The 16553-nt window shown below is 65.2% G+C and carries 16 protein-coding genes; 6 read left to right on the top strand and 10 right to left on the bottom strand.

The annotated features are described in order from the left end of the window. Window positions 1-9: 9 nt before the first annotated feature. The 4 genes from amaB to EBN1_RS17585 all read right to left on the bottom strand — a co-directional run bounded on the left by amaB (window position 10) and on the right by EBN1_RS17585 (window position 3483). The gene (gene amaB / locus EBN1_RS17570) at window positions 10-1515 is read right to left on the bottom strand and encodes an L-piperidine-6-carboxylate dehydrogenase (protein ID WP_011239320.1); all 1506 of its coding nucleotides are present in this window, start codon (window positions 1513-1515) and stop codon (window positions 10-12) included. 82 nt (window positions 1516-1597) lie between these two features. After that, complete coding sequence (locus EBN1_RS17575) at window positions 1598-1879, bottom strand: hypothetical protein (RefSeq protein ID WP_041646555.1); 282 nt, start codon at window positions 1877-1879, stop codon at window positions 1598-1600. A gap of 114 nt (window positions 1880-1993) precedes the next feature. Next, window positions 1994-2812: a class I SAM-dependent methyltransferase gene (locus EBN1_RS17580; protein ID WP_041647595.1), complete on the bottom strand. Its 819-nt coding sequence runs from the start codon at window positions 2810-2812 to the stop codon at window positions 1994-1996. 107 nt (window positions 2813-2919) lie between these two features. After that, window positions 2920-3483, bottom strand: coding sequence for a DUF1415 domain-containing protein (locus tag EBN1_RS17585; RefSeq protein WP_011239323.1), 564 nt, complete (start codon window positions 3481-3483; stop codon window positions 2920-2922). A gap of 88 nt (window positions 3484-3571) precedes the next feature. On the opposite strand from EBN1_RS17585, the gene ylqF reads away from it, so the two are divergent. Both ylqF and EBN1_RS17595 read left to right on the top strand, forming a co-directional pair. Continuing rightward, complete coding sequence (ylqF, locus tag EBN1_RS17590; protein ID WP_011239324.1) at window positions 3572-4486, top strand: ribosome biogenesis GTPase YlqF; 915 nt, start codon at window positions 3572-3574, stop codon at window positions 4484-4486. Between the two features lie 55 nt (window positions 4487-4541). Then, the gene (locus EBN1_RS17595) at window positions 4542-5900 is read left to right on the top strand and encodes an IS1182-like element ISAzo1 family transposase (RefSeq protein WP_011236184.1); all 1359 of its coding nucleotides are present in this window, start codon (window positions 4542-4544) and stop codon (window positions 5898-5900) included. Between the two features lie 144 nt (window positions 5901-6044). On the opposite strand, the gene EBN1_RS17600 is transcribed toward EBN1_RS17595, so the two are convergent. Beyond that, complete coding sequence (locus EBN1_RS17600) at window positions 6045-6758, bottom strand: tetratricopeptide repeat protein (protein ID WP_241762759.1); 714 nt, start codon at window positions 6756-6758, stop codon at window positions 6045-6047. Between the two features lie 391 nt (window positions 6759-7149). Here EBN1_RS17600 and EBN1_RS17605 point away from each other — a divergent pair, with 391 nt between their 5' ends. The 4 genes from EBN1_RS17605 to EBN1_RS17620 all read left to right on the top strand — a co-directional run bounded on the left by EBN1_RS17605 (window position 7150) and on the right by EBN1_RS17620 (window position 11086). Beyond that, on the top strand, window positions 7150-8148 hold the full coding sequence (locus EBN1_RS17605) for a sulfate ABC transporter substrate-binding protein (protein ID WP_011239327.1): 999 nt from the start codon (window positions 7150-7152) through the stop codon (window positions 8146-8148). An 81-nt stretch (window positions 8149-8229) separates the two neighbouring features. Further along, a complete protein-coding gene (gene cysT, locus EBN1_RS17610) occupies window positions 8230-9129 on the top strand; it encodes a sulfate ABC transporter permease subunit CysT (RefSeq protein WP_011239328.1) in 900 nt (299 codons plus the stop codon). Then, window positions 9126-10025, top strand: coding sequence for a sulfate ABC transporter permease subunit CysW (cysW, locus tag EBN1_RS17615; protein ID WP_011239329.1), 900 nt, complete (start codon window positions 9126-9128; stop codon window positions 10023-10025). The genes cysT and cysW overlap by 4 nt, the downstream gene beginning before the upstream one ends. After that, window positions 10022-11086: a sulfate/molybdate ABC transporter ATP-binding protein gene (locus EBN1_RS17620; protein WP_011239330.1), complete on the top strand. Its 1065-nt coding sequence runs from the start codon at window positions 10022-10024 to the stop codon at window positions 11084-11086. Before cysW ends, EBN1_RS17620 begins: the two co-directional genes overlap by 4 nt. Window positions 11087-11186: 100 nt before the next feature. Here EBN1_RS17620 and EBN1_RS17625 read toward each other — a convergent pair whose 3' ends face one another. The 5 genes from EBN1_RS17625 to EBN1_RS17645 all read right to left on the bottom strand — a co-directional run bounded on the left by EBN1_RS17625 (window position 11187) and on the right by EBN1_RS17645 (window position 16498). After that, window positions 11187-11711: a GNAT family N-acetyltransferase gene (locus EBN1_RS17625; RefSeq protein WP_041646556.1), complete on the bottom strand. Its 525-nt coding sequence runs from the start codon at window positions 11709-11711 to the stop codon at window positions 11187-11189. A gap of 224 nt (window positions 11712-11935) precedes the next feature. Next, window positions 11936-12160 carry a hypothetical protein gene (locus EBN1_RS17630; protein WP_041647597.1) on the bottom strand — a complete coding sequence of 75 codons (225 nt, stop codon included), beginning with the start codon at window positions 12158-12160 and terminating at the stop codon, window positions 11936-11938. Window positions 12161-12213: 53 nt separating this feature from the next. Continuing rightward, window positions 12214-13326 (bottom strand): alpha/beta fold hydrolase, encoded by a 1113-nt coding sequence (locus tag EBN1_RS17635; protein ID WP_011239334.1) that lies wholly within the window; start codon window positions 13324-13326, stop codon window positions 12214-12216. Window positions 13327-13466: 140 nt separating this feature from the next. Continuing rightward, on the bottom strand, window positions 13467-14396 hold the full coding sequence (locus EBN1_RS17640; protein ID WP_241762760.1) for an EAL domain-containing protein: 930 nt from the start codon (window positions 14394-14396) through the stop codon (window positions 13467-13469). Between the two features lie 95 nt (window positions 14397-14491). Beyond that, on the bottom strand, window positions 14492-16498 hold the full coding sequence (locus EBN1_RS17645; protein ID WP_011239336.1) for a methyl-accepting chemotaxis protein: 2007 nt from the start codon (window positions 16496-16498) through the stop codon (window positions 14492-14494). Window positions 16499-16553 lie beyond the last annotated feature (55 nt).

Raw genomic sequence — 16553 nt, forward strand, 5'->3', positions numbered from 1 at the left:
GTCACTCCGTCACGCGTCGAGGCCGAAGTGGATCCCTTGGGCGAGCGGCAGTGCGCCCGAGTAGTTGATCGTGCAGGTCGCCCGCCGCATGTAGGCTTTCCACGCATCCGAGCCGGATTCGCGGCCGCCGCCGGTGTCTTTTTCGCCGCCGAACGCGCCGCCGATCTCGGCGCCGGACGGCCCGATATTCACGTTCGCGATGCCGCAATCGCTGCCGGTCGCGGACAGGAAGCGTTCGGATTCGGTCAGGTCCCGCGTGAAGATCGACGACGCAAGGCCTTGCGGCACGTCGTTGTGCAGCGCGATCGCCTCGTCCAGGGTGCGATAGCGCAGCACATAGAGGATCGGCGCGAAAGTCTCCTCTTTCACGAGCGCAGTCTGCCCGGGCATCTCGACCAGCGCCGGGCGGCGATAGCACGCACCTTCGCATCCCGGCACGCGGATCGCCTCGCCGCCCCACACCGTTCCGCCTGCTGCCCGCGCTTCGGCCAGCGCCCGGTCCATCTTTGCCCCGGCCGCCGCCTCGATCAGCGGCCCGACGAGCGTGGCCGGATCGAGCGGATTGCCGACCGTGATCCGTCCCCAGGCGGCGCGCAGGCGCTCCAGCAGCGCGTCGGCGATCGATTCATGCACGATCAGCCGGCGCAGGCTCGTGCAGCGCTGGCCGGCCGTGCCGGCGGCGGCGAACAGGATCGCACGTTCGGCGAGCGCCAGGTCCGCGGTCGGGCAGATGATCGCGGCGTTGTTGCCGCCCAGTTCGAGGATCGAGCGGCCGAGCCGCGCCGCGACGCGCGGCGCGAGCGCCTTGCCCATCGCAGTCGAACCAGTCGCCGAGAGGACTGCGACGCGCCGGTCGTCGGCGAGCAGGCTCGCCAGTTCGTTGCCACCGACCAGCACTTCGAGCAGGCCTGGCGGCAGCTCGTCGAATTCACTACGCAGCGAATCGAACAGCGCCGCGCACGCAAGCGCCGTGAGCGGAGTACGGGGCGACGGTTTCCACACCACGCTGTCGCCGCACACCCATGCCAGCGCCGCGTTCCAGGCCCACACCGCGACGGGGAAGTTGAATGCCGAGACGACGCCGACGACGCCCGCCGGGTGCCACTGTTCCATCATGCGGTGGCCGGGCCGTTCGCTTGCGATCGTCAGTCCATGGAGCTGTCGCGACAGGCCGACGGCGAAGTCGCAGATGTCGATCATCTCCTGGACTTCGCCGAGACCTTCCTGGCGGATCTTGCCCGCTTCGATCGATACGAGTTCACCGAGATCGGCCTTGTGCCGGCGCAACAGGTTGCCATACTGACGAACCATGTCGCCGCGCCGCGGCGGCGGGACGTCGCGCCAGGCGAAAAAGGCCTGCTGCGCGCGATCGAGCGCGACACCGGCGTGCGCGCAGCTGTGCGGCGCGAGCCGTGCGATGACTGCTGCATCGATCGGGCTGCGCACCGGCAGCTCGCCGCATTCGAGCTCGTCCATCGCGACGCCGAGTCGCGCGAGCAAGGGGGTGACGTCCATGGCCGATGCCTCCACGCTGGATATGCGGGGTGGACCGCGCGACCGAGCGGAATGTTCTATCCGTTCGGGATCTTATGCAGCCTTATGCAGCCGCCGTACGCCGGTAGCGGTACATCAGCTTGTCGCACTTCTTGCAGGCCACGATGCGCTGCACATCATCGCCTTCGTGGAGCCCGAATTCGCGCGTGTCGGTCGACGCGCAGCGCACGCAGGCAGGGGTCTGCTGGCGGTGGGCGGCAAGGTACTCGTCGCGCTGCGGCAAGTCGCGCTGCGCGTCCTGCTGGCGTCGATGGACATGCAGGACCGCAAGGCAGCCGAACAGGAAAATCGCGGCGACGAGGATCGGAAGCGGGACGTTGGACATGTGGGGCGGCCGGAAGAGGGAATTGCAGATTAACGCATTGTGGGGCTGGGGTGCTTTGCCAAGATCAAGTGAGGCAGCGCAATTGTGCACGCCGCCCGGCTTTGTTGCGGCTCTTCAATACGCAAAACGGCCGCGAAGTTCTTCGAGGTTGAGTTCGGCGAGGATCTGCGCCAGCCGCTGCTGGGCATTGCCCCGTGGCTGATCCGTCGCCCGCGCAATGATCAGCTCGTTTTTCATCGAATGCTCCCAGCCGACAAGCTCGGTCACCGTGAGCTGGTAGCCGTGCGATTCAAGCAGCAGGCAGCGCAGCACGTTGGTCAGCTGGCTGCCGAATTCGCGCGTGTGGATCGGGTGGCGCCAGATCTCGGACAGCGGCGTTTTGGCGAACGATTCGTTCTTGTGCCGGCGCAGCGCGGCAGCGACTTCGGCCTGGCAGCACGGCACGAGCACGATGAAGCGGGCGCGCTTGTGCAACGCGAAGCGGATCGCGTCGTCGGTCGCGGTGTTGCACGCGTGCAGCGCAGTGACGACGTCGATATGTTCCGGCAGTTCGGGCGACTCGATCGAGTCCTCGACCGACAGGTTCAGGAAACTCATGCGGGCGAAGCCGAGTCGCGCCGCGAGTTCGCGCGACTTGGCGACCAGTTCGTCGCGAGTCTCGATTCCGTAGATGTGGCCGCCGCCGCTCTGGGCGTCTTCGCGCCCCTTCAGGAACAGGTCGTAGAGGATGAAGCCGAGATACGACTTGCCGGCACCGTGGTCGACGAGCGTCACGTCGCCGCGCGCGCTCACCACTTCTTCGAGCAGCGGCTCGATGAAGTTGTACAGGTGATAGACCTGCTTGAGCTTGCGCCGGCTGTCCTGGTTGAGCTTGCCGTCGCGCGTCAGGATGTGGAGTTCCTTCAGCAGTTCGATCGACTGGCCCGGCCGGATATCGGGAAGCTGCGCGGGGGGCGGTGAAGGCGCAGCCGCCGGAGAGGGCTGCGACTTTCCGGTGCGCCCGCGAGCCGCCGGATGCCGGCCCTTTGCGTGGGTTTCGCTCACGACGCGTCGTCCTCGCCGCCGTCGGCAATGCCGAGCGCTTTCCAGCCTTCGTGGCCGAGGCGGTTCATTGTCTCGATGTTGCGCTCGGGAATCGTGTCGACGTCCGGGTACGCGGCGACTGCGCCTTCGATGCTGTTCTCGCGCAGCAAATGCAGCGTCGGGTACGGCGAACGGTTGGTGTAGTTCTCGATGTCGTCCTCGCCGGTGCCTTCGAAGCGAAAGCGCGGATGGAAGCTCGCGACCTGCAGGACGCCTTCGAGCTCGTGTTCCGCGACGGCTTCCTCGGCGATGCCGACGATCTCGTTGAAATCGAGGAAATCGGGGAACAGCGTCGGATGCACGAGCAGCGTCGTCTCGATTTCTTCAGGGTTGGCGGCAGCGAGGAAATCGAGTTCCCGGTCGAGTTCTTCGAGGAACGCGTCGACGTGCCGTGCATCGCTGACGACGATGCGCACCTGGTTCTTCACATACACCGACTTCGCGAACGGACACAGGTTGAGTCCGATCACCGCCTTCTCCAGCCACTGTCGCGTCGCCGCGAGCACTTTGTCACGATTCATCCGCATTTCCTCGAAAGTTCGCCATTTTGCCCCAAGCCGCTGACGAAGGAGGCGATAATGCGCCCCTTCTCCAAGGCTTTGATTCCAGATGTCGATCCAGTGGTTTCCCGGTCACATGACCTCGGCGCGCAAGAAAGCGGCCGAAACGATGGCGCTGACCGACGTCGTCATCGAGGTGCTCGATGCCCGCATCCCCGAGGCAAGCAGCAATCCGATGATCCACGAGTTGCGCCGACACCGTCAGCGGGTTTGCCTCAAGGTGCTCAACAAGGCCGACCTCGCCGATCCGGTTGCGACGCGCGCCTGGCTCGATTTCTTCAACAGCCAGGAAGGTGTGAAGGCGGTCGCGCTGTCATGCAAAAAGCCGGGGGACGTTGCGCGCGTACCCGGCCTGTGCCAAGGGCTCGCGCCGCACCGCAACGACGGCACCAAGCTGCTGCGCATCATGATCATGGGCATCCCGAACGTCGGCAAATCGACGCTGATGAACGCGCTGCTCAAGCGCCGCGTCGCGAAAGTGGGCGACGAGCCGGCGGTGACGAAGTCGCAGCAGACTTTCGACCTCGGCTCGCACATGACGATCACCGACACGCCCGGCTTGATGTGGCCAAAGATCGCCCACGACTCGGACGGGTTCATGCTCGCCGCCAGTCACGCGATCGGGCGCAACGCCGTCATCGACGAGGAGGTCGCGACTTTCCTCGGCGACCTGCTGCTGGAACGTTACCCGGCACTGCTCGCGGCGCGTTACGGCATCGCGCCGGAACGCCTCGAGGCGCTGGACGGGGTGGGCGTCATCGAGACGATCGCGGCCCGGCGCGGCTGCCGGCTGAAAGGGGGCGCGCCGGATCTCGAGAAAGCCTCGCAAATCTTCCTCAACGATTATCGCAGTGGCGTGCTGGGACGGATCAGCCTGGAGACCCCTGAAAGCCGCCGGAAGATGCTGTCCGCGGCGACATCTGCTGCGTCTCGGGCCGCTGAGGCGATCGGACCGGACGCCTAGCAGCGTGTCGGACTATCCCCTGTAAAATGACGCGTCGCCCCTGGAACCCGAGAGCATGAGCCGCTTCCGCCCGATCGATCGCCAAACGGACTACCTGCTACCACCGTCGGTGCAGGACTGGCTGCCCGAATCGCACTTGGCGCGCTACGTGGTCGATGTGGTGGAAGGGCTGGACCTGTCGGCATTGGAGCGCGCCTACGCGGGTCGCGGTAGCGATGCCTACCACCCGGCGCTGCTGCTGTCGCTGCTGATCTACGGCTACGCGACGGGAACCCATTCGAGCCGCAAGATCGAGCGGGCCACGTACGACTCGCTGGCCTTCCGCTTCATCGCGTGCGACCAGCATCCGGACCACGACACGCTGGCGACGTTCCGCCGCCGTTTCGGCGATCAGTTCGCCGATGCCTTCGTGCAGGTGCTGCAAGTCGCCCGCGAGAACCAGCTCTCGCGCTTTGGCACCGTGAGCCTGGACGGTACCAAGATCCACGCCAACGCCAGCCGACACAGCGCGCTCTCGTATGGGCACGCCGAGAAGATCGAGGCCCAGCTCAAGGCCGAAGTGCAGGAGATGCTCGCGCTGGCCGAAGCGGCCGATCGGAGCTGCGTGCCCGAGGGCGTGGATCTGCCCGCGGAGATCCAGCGCCGAGAAGACCGGCTGGCCGCCATCGCGGCCGCCAAGGCCAAGATCGAAGCGCGCGCCAAGGAGCGCTTCGAGCGCGAACAGGCCGAGTTTGATGCCAAGCTGGCCAAGCGTCAGGCCAAGGCGGCGGCCACCGGCAAGAAGCCCGGCGGCAAGCCGCCGACCCCGCCTGCCCCCGGTCCGCGCGCGGACGACCAGCTCAATCTGACCGACGAAGACTCGCGCATCATGAAAGTGACCGGCGGCGGCTTCGAGCAGTGCTACAACGCGCAGGCGCTGGTCGATACGGAGTCGATGCTGGTGATGGTGCCCCACCTTACCCAGGCGGGCAACGACAAGGAGCAGGTCGAGCCGATGCTGGCCCGCATCGCGGCCCTGCCCGAAGGGCTCAATCAGCCCGACCAACTGCTGGCCGACACCGGTTTCTTCAGCGAGCGCAACGTCGAGCGCTGCCAGGCCGCCGGGATCGAACCGCTGATCGCGGTCGGGCGCGACGAGCACCATCCGGATTGGCGCCGCCGCTTCGAAGAGCCCGCCCCGCTCGAGCAGCCCGCCAGCCCCGTCGAACAGATGAAGCACGCCCTCAAGACCCGGGCCGGCCGCGCCGCCTACGCGCTCCGGAAACAGACCGTGGAACCGGTGTTCGGCATCATCAAGTCGGTGATGGGATTTCGCCAGTTCCTGCTGCGCGGGCTCGACAACGTGCGCGCCGAGTGGACCCTGGTGTGCTTGGCGTGGAACTTGAAGCGCATGGCCGTATTGCGTCCGCAGTGAGAAAAAAGGACAGGGGCATTGCGATTTCGGACAGGAAACCGCTGATTGGAACCTGAAATGCCGACCGTTTCTCACATTGTGAAATCAAGCCCCCGGATACAGCGCCGGCGGTGCTCAAGTCCGACACGCTGCTAGGCCGAGCCGCTAGCCGTTACCTTCCTTGACCCGAACGGCCTCGGCTTCGGCCTCGCCGGATTCCTCTCTCGACGACTGCGCCTGTGCCTGCTTCAGCTCATCCGCGTCGAGGCTGCGCGCGATCTCGTCGCGGTCGCGCACGGCGTCGATGTTCAGGGCCGCGGCAGCGCGGTTGAACCACACATAGGCGCGCACCGGGTCGCGCGGGAAACCGATGCCGTCGCGGTACAGCCGGCCCAGTTCGAGCATGCCTTCGGCGTTGCCGCGCGCTGCCGCGGTGCGGATCCATCTGGCTGCCTGGTCGTAGTCCTGCAGCACGCCGAAGCCGCTGCGGTAGAGTTTTCCGAGCTCCACCATCGCTCCCGGATGTTGGCTGTCCGCCGCCGCCCGCAGCCAGCGCACGGCCTCGAGCGATTGCGCGCGGTCGCTCGCGGAGTCGAGCAGCAGCGTCTTCGCAATCCGGAGCTGTGCCGCCGCATCCCCTTCCTTGGCCGCACGCAGCGTGTAGGGATCGATCGGAATCGGCACGCCGGGAAGGTTCTGGGCCGGAGTTTCGTCACCGGTTCTGGCACCGACGACGATCACCGCGGCGATCGCGGCTCCCATCAGCAACGCAGGCACCATGAAGGAGGCGCGGTCCCGCCAGCGGGGCCGCTTGTGCTCGGGCGCATGGAAGCGATGCGTGCAGGCGCGGCATCGATACGGGCGCTTGCCCGTCTGCACCTGCCTTTCGCCTTCGGACTGCCATTTCGACTTGCGACAATCGGCGCTTCCGCAACTCGGACAGGTAACAGTGGCATGAAGTGACATCGTGACTTCCCAAGCTCGAAATGGCGTTCAGGCAGTTGCCCGGATTGTCATTCTTCCATTTGGGCAAATTATGCGTTACTCGCTTCCAATATCCCCCTGGGCGGGCTCTTCGGGGAGGAAACTCCTTGTAACGACCGGTAACTGCAGCGCCACCGGAATATTTGCCAGCCGGCTCGCCCCTGCGTGGGAGGTTTTCCCATAGTTCCAATCGTAATAAAGAAAGGGAATTTCATGCATGACAGCTTCGGCCGGCTTCGGCTATCGTTCATGCCGCTGACCTTGCCGTTCCGTCACTGGAGTTTCCATGAACAAATTTTCCACACTGTTGCTCGCGGCCGCGCTCGCGCTCGCGACGGGCGCGCACGCCCAGTCGAATCTGCTCAACGTGTCATACGACGTCGCGCGTGATGTCTATAAGGATTACAACCCGCTCTTCCAGAAGCACTGGAAGGAGAAAACCGGGGAGACCGTCGAAATCCGCCAGTCGCATGCCGGTTCGTCGAAGCAGGCGCGCGCGGTCGCCGACGGACTGGAGGCCGATGTGGTGACGATGAACCAGGCGACGGACGTCGATTTCCTCGCCCAGAAGGGCCTCGTCGCGACCGACTACGCGAAGCGCTTCCCGGACCACGCGTCGCCGTACACCTCGACGATGGTGTTCATCGTGCGCAAGGGCAATCCGAAAGGGATCAAGGACTGGAACGACATCGCGAAGCCGGGTGCCGTGCAGCTGATCATCCCGCACCCGAAGAACACCGGCAACGGCCGCTATTCGTATCTCGCCGCGTGGGGCTACGCGCTGGAGCAGCCCGGCGGCAACGACGAGACTGCGCAGGAGTTCGTCGGCAACTGGCTGAAAAATGCGCCGCTGTTCGGCTCCGGCGGGCGCGACGCGACGACGACGTTCATGCAGCGCAGGATCGGCGACGTGCTCGTGACGTTCGAATCCGAGGCCGAGCTGATCGCGAAGGAGTTCGGCCGCGGCGAGTTCGAGGTCGTCTATCCGAGCCTGTCGATCCTCGCCGAGTTTCCTGTCGCGATCGTCGAGAAAGTCGTCGACAAGAAGGGCACGCGCGAACTCGCCCGGGCCTACCTCGACTACCTGTGGTCGAAGGAAGGCCAGGAGAACGCCGCGAAGAACTACCTGCGCCCGCGCGACCCGGAGGTGCTGAAGAAATACGCTTCGGCGTTCCCGCCGATCAAGACCTTCACCGTCGACGAAATGTTCGGCGGCTGGAGCAAGGCGGCCGCGACCCATTTCAAGGACGGCGGCACCTTCGACCAGATCTACGCTCAGAAGTAAAATCCGTCGCTTCGAGTGCCCGGCGGCCCGCTTAGGCGGGCCGCGTCGCTTTCAATCTTTCGTCACGCCGCCGTCCCCGACATGTTTCCTGCCGCAGCCAAACGCGATGGAGTCCTGCCCGGTTTCCGTCTCGGATTGGGTTACACGCTCACGTATCTGACCCTGCTGGTGCTGATCCCGCTTGCCGGTCTGATCTTGTTCACGGGCCAGATGTCGTGGAGCGATTTCTGGGCGACCGCCAGTAGCTCGCGTGCGCTTGCGTCCTACCGCGTGACCTTCGGCGCCTCCCTGGGGGCAGCCGCGATCAATGCGCTGTTCGGCCTGATCGTCGCGTGGGTGCTGGTGCGTTATCCGTTTCCCGGCAAGCGCTTCGTCGACGCGCTCGTCGACCTGCCGTTCGCGCTGCCGACTGCGGTGGCGGGCATCACGCTCGCGACGCTGTACGCCGAAAACGGCTGGATCGGGCAGCATCTCGCGAAGCTCGGCATGCAGGTCGCGTTCACGCCGCTGGGCATCGTCGTTGCGCTGATCTTCGTCACGCTGCCGTTCGTCGTGCGCACGCTGCAGCCGGTCATCGAGGACATCGAGGCGGAAGTCGAGGAAGCGGCAGCGTCGCTCGGCGCGACGCGTTGGCAGACGTTCTCCCGCGTGCTGCTGCCGGGGATCTTCCCTGCGTGGCTGACCGGCTTCACGCTCGCGTTCTCGCGCGCGATCGGCGAGTTCGGCTCGGTGATCTTCATCGCCGGCAACATGCCGCTGATCTCGGAAATCACGCCGCTCCTGATCATCTCGAAGCTCGAACAGTACGACATCCTCGGCGCGACCGCGCTCGCGGTGGTGATGCTCGTGATCTCGTTCGTCATGCTGCTGGTGATCAACGTGCTGCAGTGGTGGGCGGCGAACCGCCACGCGAAGAGCCGGGACGGGGACGCGCCGGCCGACGCACCGGGTGCTCTCGCGATTGCCGGAGGGCAGCCATGACGACGACGCGTCGTGCCACCGCGGAGCCGCGCTGGGTTCGCCTGCTGCTGACCGCGGTCGCGCTCGGTTTCCTGTTCCTGTTCCTCGTGCTGCCGCTGATCGCGGTGTTCTGGGAAGCGTTTGCGCAGGGCGCGCAAGTGTACTGGGACGCGCTGCAGGAAGGCGAGGCGCGCTCGGCGATGCTGCTGACGCTGACGATCGCGGCGCTCGTGCTGCCGTTCAACATTGCGTTCGGCGTTGCCGGGGCGTGGGCGATCGCGAAGTTCGAGTTTCGCGGCAAGAGCCTCCTGACGACGCTGATCGACCTGCCGTTCGCGGTGTCTCCTGTCGTCGCCGGCCTGATCTTCATCATCCTGTTCGGTGCCCAAGGCTATCTCGGCCCGTGGCTCGCCGCGCACGACATCAAGATCATCTTCGCGCTGCCCGGCATGATCCTCGCGACGCTGTTCGTGACTTTCCCGTTCGTCGCGCGCGAGCTGATCCCGCTGATGCAGGCGCAGGGTCGCGATGAGGAGGAAGCGGCAGTGTCGCTCGGCGCGTCCGGCTGGCAGATGTTCTGGCGCGTGACGCTGCCGAACATCAAGTGGGGCTTGATGTACGGCGTAATCCTCGCCAACGCGCGTGCGATGGGCGAGTTCGGCGCCGTCAGCGTCGTCTCCGGCCACATCCGCGGCGAAACGAACACGCTGCCGCTGCACGTCGAGATCCTCTACAACGAATACAACCAGATCGGTGCGTTCGCCGCGGCGACGGTGCTCGCCTTCCTCGGCCTCGTCACGCTCGTCGCGAAGACCATTGTCGAATGGCGCATGCGCAAGGAAACCGAGATGCTGACCGCCGAACTGCCACCGGAAAAAACCGAACTGCCCCCGTCTGTCGCCACGGAACGCCTATGAGCATCGAAATCCGCAACATCAGCAAGCGCTTCGGCAACTTCGTCGCGCTCGACGACCTGTCGCTCGACATTCCGACCGGTGAGCTGGTCGCGCTGCTCGGGCCCTCCGGCTGCGGCAAGACGACGCTTTTGCGCATCATCGCGGGCATGGAATCTCCCGACGGCGGCAACGTGCTGTTCGGCGGCGAGGAAGCGACGCACGTGCATGCACGCGAGCGCCAGGTCGGCTTCGTGTTCCAGCATTACGCGCTGTTCCGCCACATGTCGGTATTCGAGAACGTCGCGTTCGGCCTGCGCGTGCGACCGAGGAAGACCCGACCACCTGAGGCCGAGATCCGCGAACGGGTGATGAACCTGCTGAAGCTCGTGCAGCTCGACTGGCTCGCGAACCGCTACCCCTCGCAGCTCTCGGGCGGCCAGCGCCAGCGGATCGCGCTCGCTCGCGCGCTCGCGGTCGAGCCGAAGGTGCTGCTGCTCGACGAGCCGTTCGGCGCGCTCGACACGAAGGTGAGGAAGGAACTGCGGCGCTGGCTGCGGCGGCTGCACGACGAGATGCACATCTCGTCGGTGTTCGTCACGCACGACCAGGAAGAGGCGCTCGAAGTCGCCGATCGCGTCGTCGTCATGAACCGCGGCCACATCGAGCAGATCGGCTCGCCCGATGAAGTCTATTCGAGCCCGGCGTCGCCGTTCGTCTACCAGTTCCTCGGTAACGTGAACGTCTTCCACAACCGCATGCACGGGGGTTGGGCGGAAGTCGAGCGGGAAGGGGAGGCGCCCGGAGCAGGCTCGATCGCGTTCGTGCGCCCGCACGACATCGACCTCGATCTTGCGCCGCTGTCGGGCGGCATGCAGGCGAGAGTCAGTCACGTGCATCGCATCGGGCCGCTCGTGCGCGTCGAACTCGAGCACGAGGCGGAGACGATCGAAGTCGAACTGACGCGAGAACGCGCTGCGAATCTCGAACTGTCGCCCGGCCACCCGGTGTGGTTCAAACCGCGGCAGGCGAAAGTCTTTGCCGCCGGTGCTGCGCCCGCGACAAAACAGCCGTTCCTGTTCTGATCCTGTTGTGTGCTGAGCCGGCGCGGCGCGCCGGCGGAGACGCATCCTGGATACGGAACATAGAGTTTGCCGACCACGCTGCCGGTGGCTCCGGCGTCTTTCAACGCGGGTGGCGGTAGATGTGCCAGGTCGCGCCGCGAAACGGCATTTCCTTTTCGAACGTCGCGCCGACGGCCAGGGCCAGCGCGATCGAGGCCGCGTTCTCGGCGTGGATGAAGCTGATCAGCGAGACGTCCGGAAGGTGCTCCTTGGCCATCGCCTGCACGGCGCGCGCCGCCTCGCTGGCGTAACCCTTGCCCCAGTATCGACGGGTCAGTGCCCATTTGATTTCCGGCTCGGGCCAGTCCTTCGGGTACCACAGCCCGACTGTTCCGAGCACGTTTCCGGTCGCTTTTTCCTCGACCGCATAAGGGCCGTACCCTCTGAGGTGCCAGTGTCCGACCATGTTCGCCATCGCATACCAGCTGTCGCCTTCGGAAAGCGCGCGGCGGAAGGTGAAGCGGGTGCTTTCGGCGTCGGAATAGTGCTCGTGCAGGGAGGGCCAGTCGTCGGGACGAAAGGTGCGCAGGACGAGGCGCGGAGATTCGATTCGGTTGGGCACCAGGAACGGCGGAATGTTCGGCATGGGTCTATTGGCTTTCAAACAGCACAGCTCCCGATGAGCCAGCTCGCATGGATGTTAGCAAGAATCGCTGCGTCGTCGTTCATCCGGGAGTTCCGGTGCGCGCGGATGCAGGTATCCCTTTCTCGCTGACGGTGCACATGGGCGGTCTTCGCTCCCGATGCCCTGCCTGCGCGTCGCGGATGTGCATCTCGCTTCGGGAATGGCCTCATCTTCGCTGAAACGTTTCACGAAAACCCCGCTCTGACGTCGGAGTTCCGGCTGATGAAGGTCGCAAGGCCGCGTCCGACAAGCGCGAGCCCTTTCATCTGCTCGATCTTCGCGATTGCGATGGGGGGAGTCGAATAGACGTAGACGCGGGGATTGTCGCGGAACAGCACTTTCACGAAATCGTCGCCGATCTCGAAGGCAGCCACTCCCGATTTCCCGCTCAGATTCCTGTAGGGCTGCATGTCGGTCTTCGTGCCAATCGTCCGGGCGCACAAGGTGCGATTGAAATCAGCGCTCACTCGGAAGAACGCCGCTCCATCCAGTCGAAAATCCGCGGCCAGATCAGGCGGTGGGCGTTTTCGCCGACCAGCGCGCCGACGTGCTGCAGCGCGACGCCGGTGTCTCCGGGGTAGGGCATCGACTGCTTGTCCCGGCTGCCGACCTGCTCATAGAACGCGAGGAGCGAAGCGGGCGGAATGATGTGGCTGTTCGGGTCGAAAACGGCGAACACGGGCGACGTCACGTCACGAGGATGAATGCGCCTGTTTCCGAGCGTCAATTCGCCGTGCATGAACCGGTCGTTGCGATAGAGCTGCTCGACGACCTCGTCGAAAAGCCTGCGCGCCATGGGGAGTTCGTCCAGCGTCCATCGTTCGACGCGCACGTGGGTTTCGAGGTTCGTGCGAGAGCCCAGGCTCGCGACGAAGTCGAGATACCGCTCATGCTGAAACGTCTTCGGCGATGCCCACAGGCTCATCAGGTTGATCAGCGAACCCGGAACAGGGCGCGACGACTGAAGCAGGGCCTGCGCAGGCCCCCCGGCGTCGAGCATGCGTTTGAATGCCCCGGAGGCCTCGGCAAAATGGAGCGGCGCCTCGATCAGCACGAGGCCCTTGACGTGTTCGGGATGGCAGGCGCTGTAGAGGCCGGCGAACGTGCCGCCGAGCGAATGCCCCGCAACGAAGATCCGGCTGGACTGCGACCGAGACCGGATCGCCTCGATGCACTCCTCGAGTGCGACCAGCGCATATTCTTCGAGGCCGAAGCGAGCCTCGTCGTCCTGCGCTTCGGTCCATTCGACCAGATAGATGTCGAAACCGCGCTCGATCGCCTTGCGCACCACGCTTCGTTCCGGCGACAGATCCCAGATATACGGACGTTTGATCGGCGCCGGCACGATGAGCAGCACGGGCGACCCTTCACGCGACTTTCCATAGACGCGCAGACGGACAGCCGGCCGCGAAAACACAACCTCGAATTCGGTTTCCTGCCGACCGAGGTTGATGCGATCGAGCATTCTGCCGGTGCGCCTTCGCATCTCGTCAAGTGACTCGAACCACCCCCGGAGCGCGGGCGGAATGCCGGAACGAACTTCGGGGGTGTCGAGGTACGCGGTGGGCTCGGACATATGGGCCGCCTCTTGATGTTCGTGTCGGGCGGGCCTGAGGGGCGACCGGCCTCGCGCGAAGGGAAATCCTTCCATTGGACGGGACGCGGCACGTGCGAGTTCAGGCCCTCGCACCGCGCCATTGTCGAACGGGCAGAACTTCAATGTTGGGGCGCGACGACAAGTCCACCGCGGGTGGCCCGATGCGCCGCGGGCGCGCGCCTCGGCAGGACCAAGATTTTTCCCGACGTCAGCACATTCACCACGGCATCCGGCAGCACGGCGGTCGGCGCCGCGGTCGGACGGCCAATACAGTAACCCTGCGCATAATGACAGCCGAGGTTACGCAGCACCGCGAGTTCGGCCGCATCCTCGATTCCTTCGGCGACGAGCGGCGTGGCGAGTACTTCGGCCAGCCGCAGCACGCTGCGGATCACCTCGATCTTGCGGCTGTCGCCCTGCAGGCCTCGCACGAAATACTTGTCGAGTTTGACGATCTGCGGCTTCAGTTGCACCCACAAGCGCAGGCTTGAGCGGCCATCGCCGAAATCGTCGAGCGCGAGCGTGACGCCAAGCGCGGCGAGTGTCTTCATAGCCACCTGCAGTCCTTCGACATCCTCGACGCGTTCGTGCTCGGTCAGTTCGAGCACGAGCCGGCCCGGAGAGAGGCCGGCCTGCTGAGCACAGTCCAGCATCTGGCGTCCGTTGTCTCGCGCAAAGTGCTCGATCATCGATCCCGACAGGTTCAGGAACAGCTTTCCGGGCACGCCCACTCGCCCAAACGCGCTGATCGCTCCGAGGCAGGCCTCGCGCTCGAGGTCCGCCATGCGCCCGGCGCTTTTTGCGACGCTCAACAGATCGTCGGGCGAGCGCAACGCGGAGCCGAGCGGCCCGCGCATCAGCGCTTCGTAGCCCAGCACCGACGCCCGGCCGATGTCGGCAATCGGCTGGAATTCGTATTCGAGCGCATGAGTCTCGAGGAGAGCGTCGAACAGGACAAAAAGGTCGGATTTCGAAAGCATGATGTTCCTCGAGGCAGATAAAGATCTTTCCGGGCGATCAAGCCGCGACGCGCCAAGAGGGCAGGGCATCCGCCCGCGCGCTGCTGCGACCAGCAGGGGACATCGTGCTCACGTATTGTTGCAACGCCATGAAGGCGACGGAAAAGTCTTGCGCTCCGCGGCCCTCACACCCTCAGTTCTGCGATCGCGACCCGGAGGCTGTCCGAGAGCTGCAGCAGGTCGCTGATTGCGGTTCCCGTTCGGCGCGCCGTACCGTGATTTTCGTCTGCCATCACTGCCATGGTCTCGATGCTGCGCGCGATGTCATGACTGGCGTCGGTCTGCGCCCGGGTGACGGAGACGATATCGCCGACCAGCATCGCCGAGCGCGTGACTTCGTAGTGGATCGCGTCGAGCGCGCTCAGCACCTTCGCGAATAGCACCGAACTCTCGCCGACGCGAGCGCTGCCTTGCCGGATGCCGGCGACAACGTCCTGGATTCCGTTGCGCATCTCGCGGATCGTCGCGGCGATCTCGCGTGTGGAACTGCCGGTGCGGTTCGCGAGCTTGCGCACTTCGTCGGCGACGACCGCGAACCCGCGTCCGACTTCGCCGGCCCGCGCCGCCTCGATCGCCGCGTTCAGTGCGAGCAGGTTTGTCTGCTCAGCGATCTCCGCGATCACATAGGCCACTCGATCGATCGTGCGCGAACGCTCCTCGAGCGCCAGCACCGCAGCCACGGCGGCGGCGATGTCGTCGACGATGCACTGCATCCCGGCGGCTGCCTGATCGGCGATGGCCCGACCGTCGGCAGAAAGTTCCGCCGCTTGCCGGGTAATCCGGTTCGTGTCCTCGGCGTGCGTGGCGACCTGCTGCACGCTGACTGCGAGCGCCTGGACCGAACTGGACGAGCGTGCGGCCGATTCGCTCTGGCGGGCTGACGCCGCGGTCACCTGCGCGACCTGGTCGGTGAGCTCGCTCGCAGCCGACCGGGTATTGCCGGCCGCCCCGGCGACCTTGGCGATCAGCGCCGAAAAGCTCTCCGCCATCGCATTGAATCCGTTGCCGACGTGACCGATCTCGTCGTGCGTGCGTACCATCACGCGGGCCCGAAGGTCGCCGGCTGCCATCGCGCGAGCGGCCACTTCGAGTTCGTGGATCGAGCGCAGGATCGACGTATAGGCGCCGGCGAAGAGATACGCGATCAATGCGACGGCGATCGCGAATGCGAGCAGTGCGGACTGGAACGCGCTGCGGGTTTCCTGCTCGCGGGTGGCCATCAACTGGTCGATCCCGGGTATCAAGCGCGCGGCGAAGGCTATCCCCGCTTCGAGTGCTGCGCTGCCCTTGGCGTGGTAGGAGGCGGGGGCAATGTCGAAATCGCTCGTGTTGATCAACTTTGTCGTCAGGTATTCCTGGACTCCGAGCGCGGAGCCGTTCAGCGTGGCGAGCGGCTCGGCGAGTGCGCCCTTCAGTTCTGGGCGAATGACTCCAATTTTCTCCACGCTGCGGTCCATCCACGTGAGCAGGGTGTCAAAACTGCCGCGAACGATGCTCATTGCCTCGCGCTGCGACATGCTGATCCGCCCGCGGGCAATGACGCCGACACCGACACCGACATCGCGTGCCTGTCCGAGGTTCTGAATCAGTGGCACTAACTGCGTGTTGAGAAGATCGGTCAGAACTTGAGTCCCCGCGTCGTCGTTGAGACTCAATCCGCTCTGATCGACGAAAGTCTCGCGCAGCCGGAACAGATCGTCGAGGATTCCCTCATGGGCGTTCCGGCTCGCGTCGGCATCCGTGGGCGGTGTCGCGGTGAGCGCCTGCCATTGCCGGGCGATCTGCGCCCCTTGGTCGCCAGCCAGCCGATGCCCGAGCACCGCCGGTGCGCCACGCTCGAACTCGATCCTCGTCGCCGCCATGCGCGAGCCCATCGACACCTCGCCGTGAATCGTCGCCAGCGACGCCGCGTAGTGATCCTGGACGCTGCGCACGAGGCCGAGTAGCGGCAACTGCAGCGCGAGCCCTTCGCGCTGCCGATCGATGCGCGCGAGTGAATGCCTCGCCTCCAGCACCAGCAGCGCCGTCGCTGCGGTCAGTGGAATCGCGAAGAGTAGAAAGGTGCCGAACAGTTTCCAGCGGAAATTGAATCGGGCGGAAAGCCAGATCGCAGGGTGCAGGAGGTACGTCATCGTGGAGTCTCTAGGACCGAGGTGAAGTGAACCGACGCGAGACAGATGAAGCAGC

It is taken from the genome of Aromatoleum aromaticum EbN1 (assembly GCF_000025965.1).
In the GTDB taxonomy this organism is placed as follows: domain Bacteria; phylum Pseudomonadota; class Gammaproteobacteria; order Burkholderiales; family Rhodocyclaceae; genus Aromatoleum; species Aromatoleum aromaticum.

Bases quoted from the DNA above. Each gene is read 5' to 3' on its own strand.
- amaB (WP_011239320.1), bottom strand. From the start codon at position 1,515: ATGGACGTCACCCCCTTGCTCGCGCGACTCGGCGTCGCGATGGACGAG.
- EBN1_RS17575 (WP_041646555.1), bottom strand. From the start codon at position 1,879: ATGTCCAACGTCCCGCTTCCGATCCTCGTCGCCGCGATTTTCCTGTTC.
- EBN1_RS17585 (WP_011239323.1), bottom strand. From the start codon at position 3,483: ATGAATCGTGACAAAGTGCTCGCGGCGACGCGACAGTGGCTGGAGAAG.
- ylqF (WP_011239324.1), top strand. From the start codon at position 3,572: ATGTCGATCCAGTGGTTTCCCGGTCACATGACCTCGGCGCGCAAGAAA.
- EBN1_RS17595 (WP_011236184.1), top strand. From the start codon at position 4,542: ATGAGCCGCTTCCGCCCGATCGATCGCCAAACGGACTACCTGCTACCA.
- EBN1_RS17605 (WP_011239327.1), top strand. From the start codon at position 7,150: ATGAACAAATTTTCCACACTGTTGCTCGCGGCCGCGCTCGCGCTCGCG.
- cysT (WP_011239328.1), top strand. From the start codon at position 8,230: ATGTTTCCTGCCGCAGCCAAACGCGATGGAGTCCTGCCCGGTTTCCGT.
- cysW (WP_011239329.1), top strand. From the start codon at position 9,126: ATGACGACGACGCGTCGTGCCACCGCGGAGCCGCGCTGGGTTCGCCTG.
- EBN1_RS17620 (WP_011239330.1), top strand. From the start codon at position 10,022: ATGAGCATCGAAATCCGCAACATCAGCAAGCGCTTCGGCAACTTCGTC.
- EBN1_RS17625 (WP_041646556.1), bottom strand. From the start codon at position 11,711: ATGCCGAACATTCCGCCGTTCCTGGTGCCCAACCGAATCGAATCTCCG.
- EBN1_RS17630 (WP_041647597.1), bottom strand. From the start codon at position 12,160: ATGCAGCCCTACAGGAATCTGAGCGGGAAATCGGGAGTGGCTGCCTTC.
- EBN1_RS17635 (WP_011239334.1), bottom strand. From the start codon at position 13,326: ATGTCCGAGCCCACCGCGTACCTCGACACCCCCGAAGTTCGTTCCGGC.
- EBN1_RS17640 (WP_241762760.1), bottom strand. From the start codon at position 14,396: ATGCCCTGCCCTCTTGGCGCGTCGCGGCTTGATCGCCCGGAAAGATCT.
- EBN1_RS17645 (WP_011239336.1), bottom strand. From the start codon at position 16,498: ATGACGTACCTCCTGCACCCTGCGATCTGGCTTTCCGCCCGATTCAAT.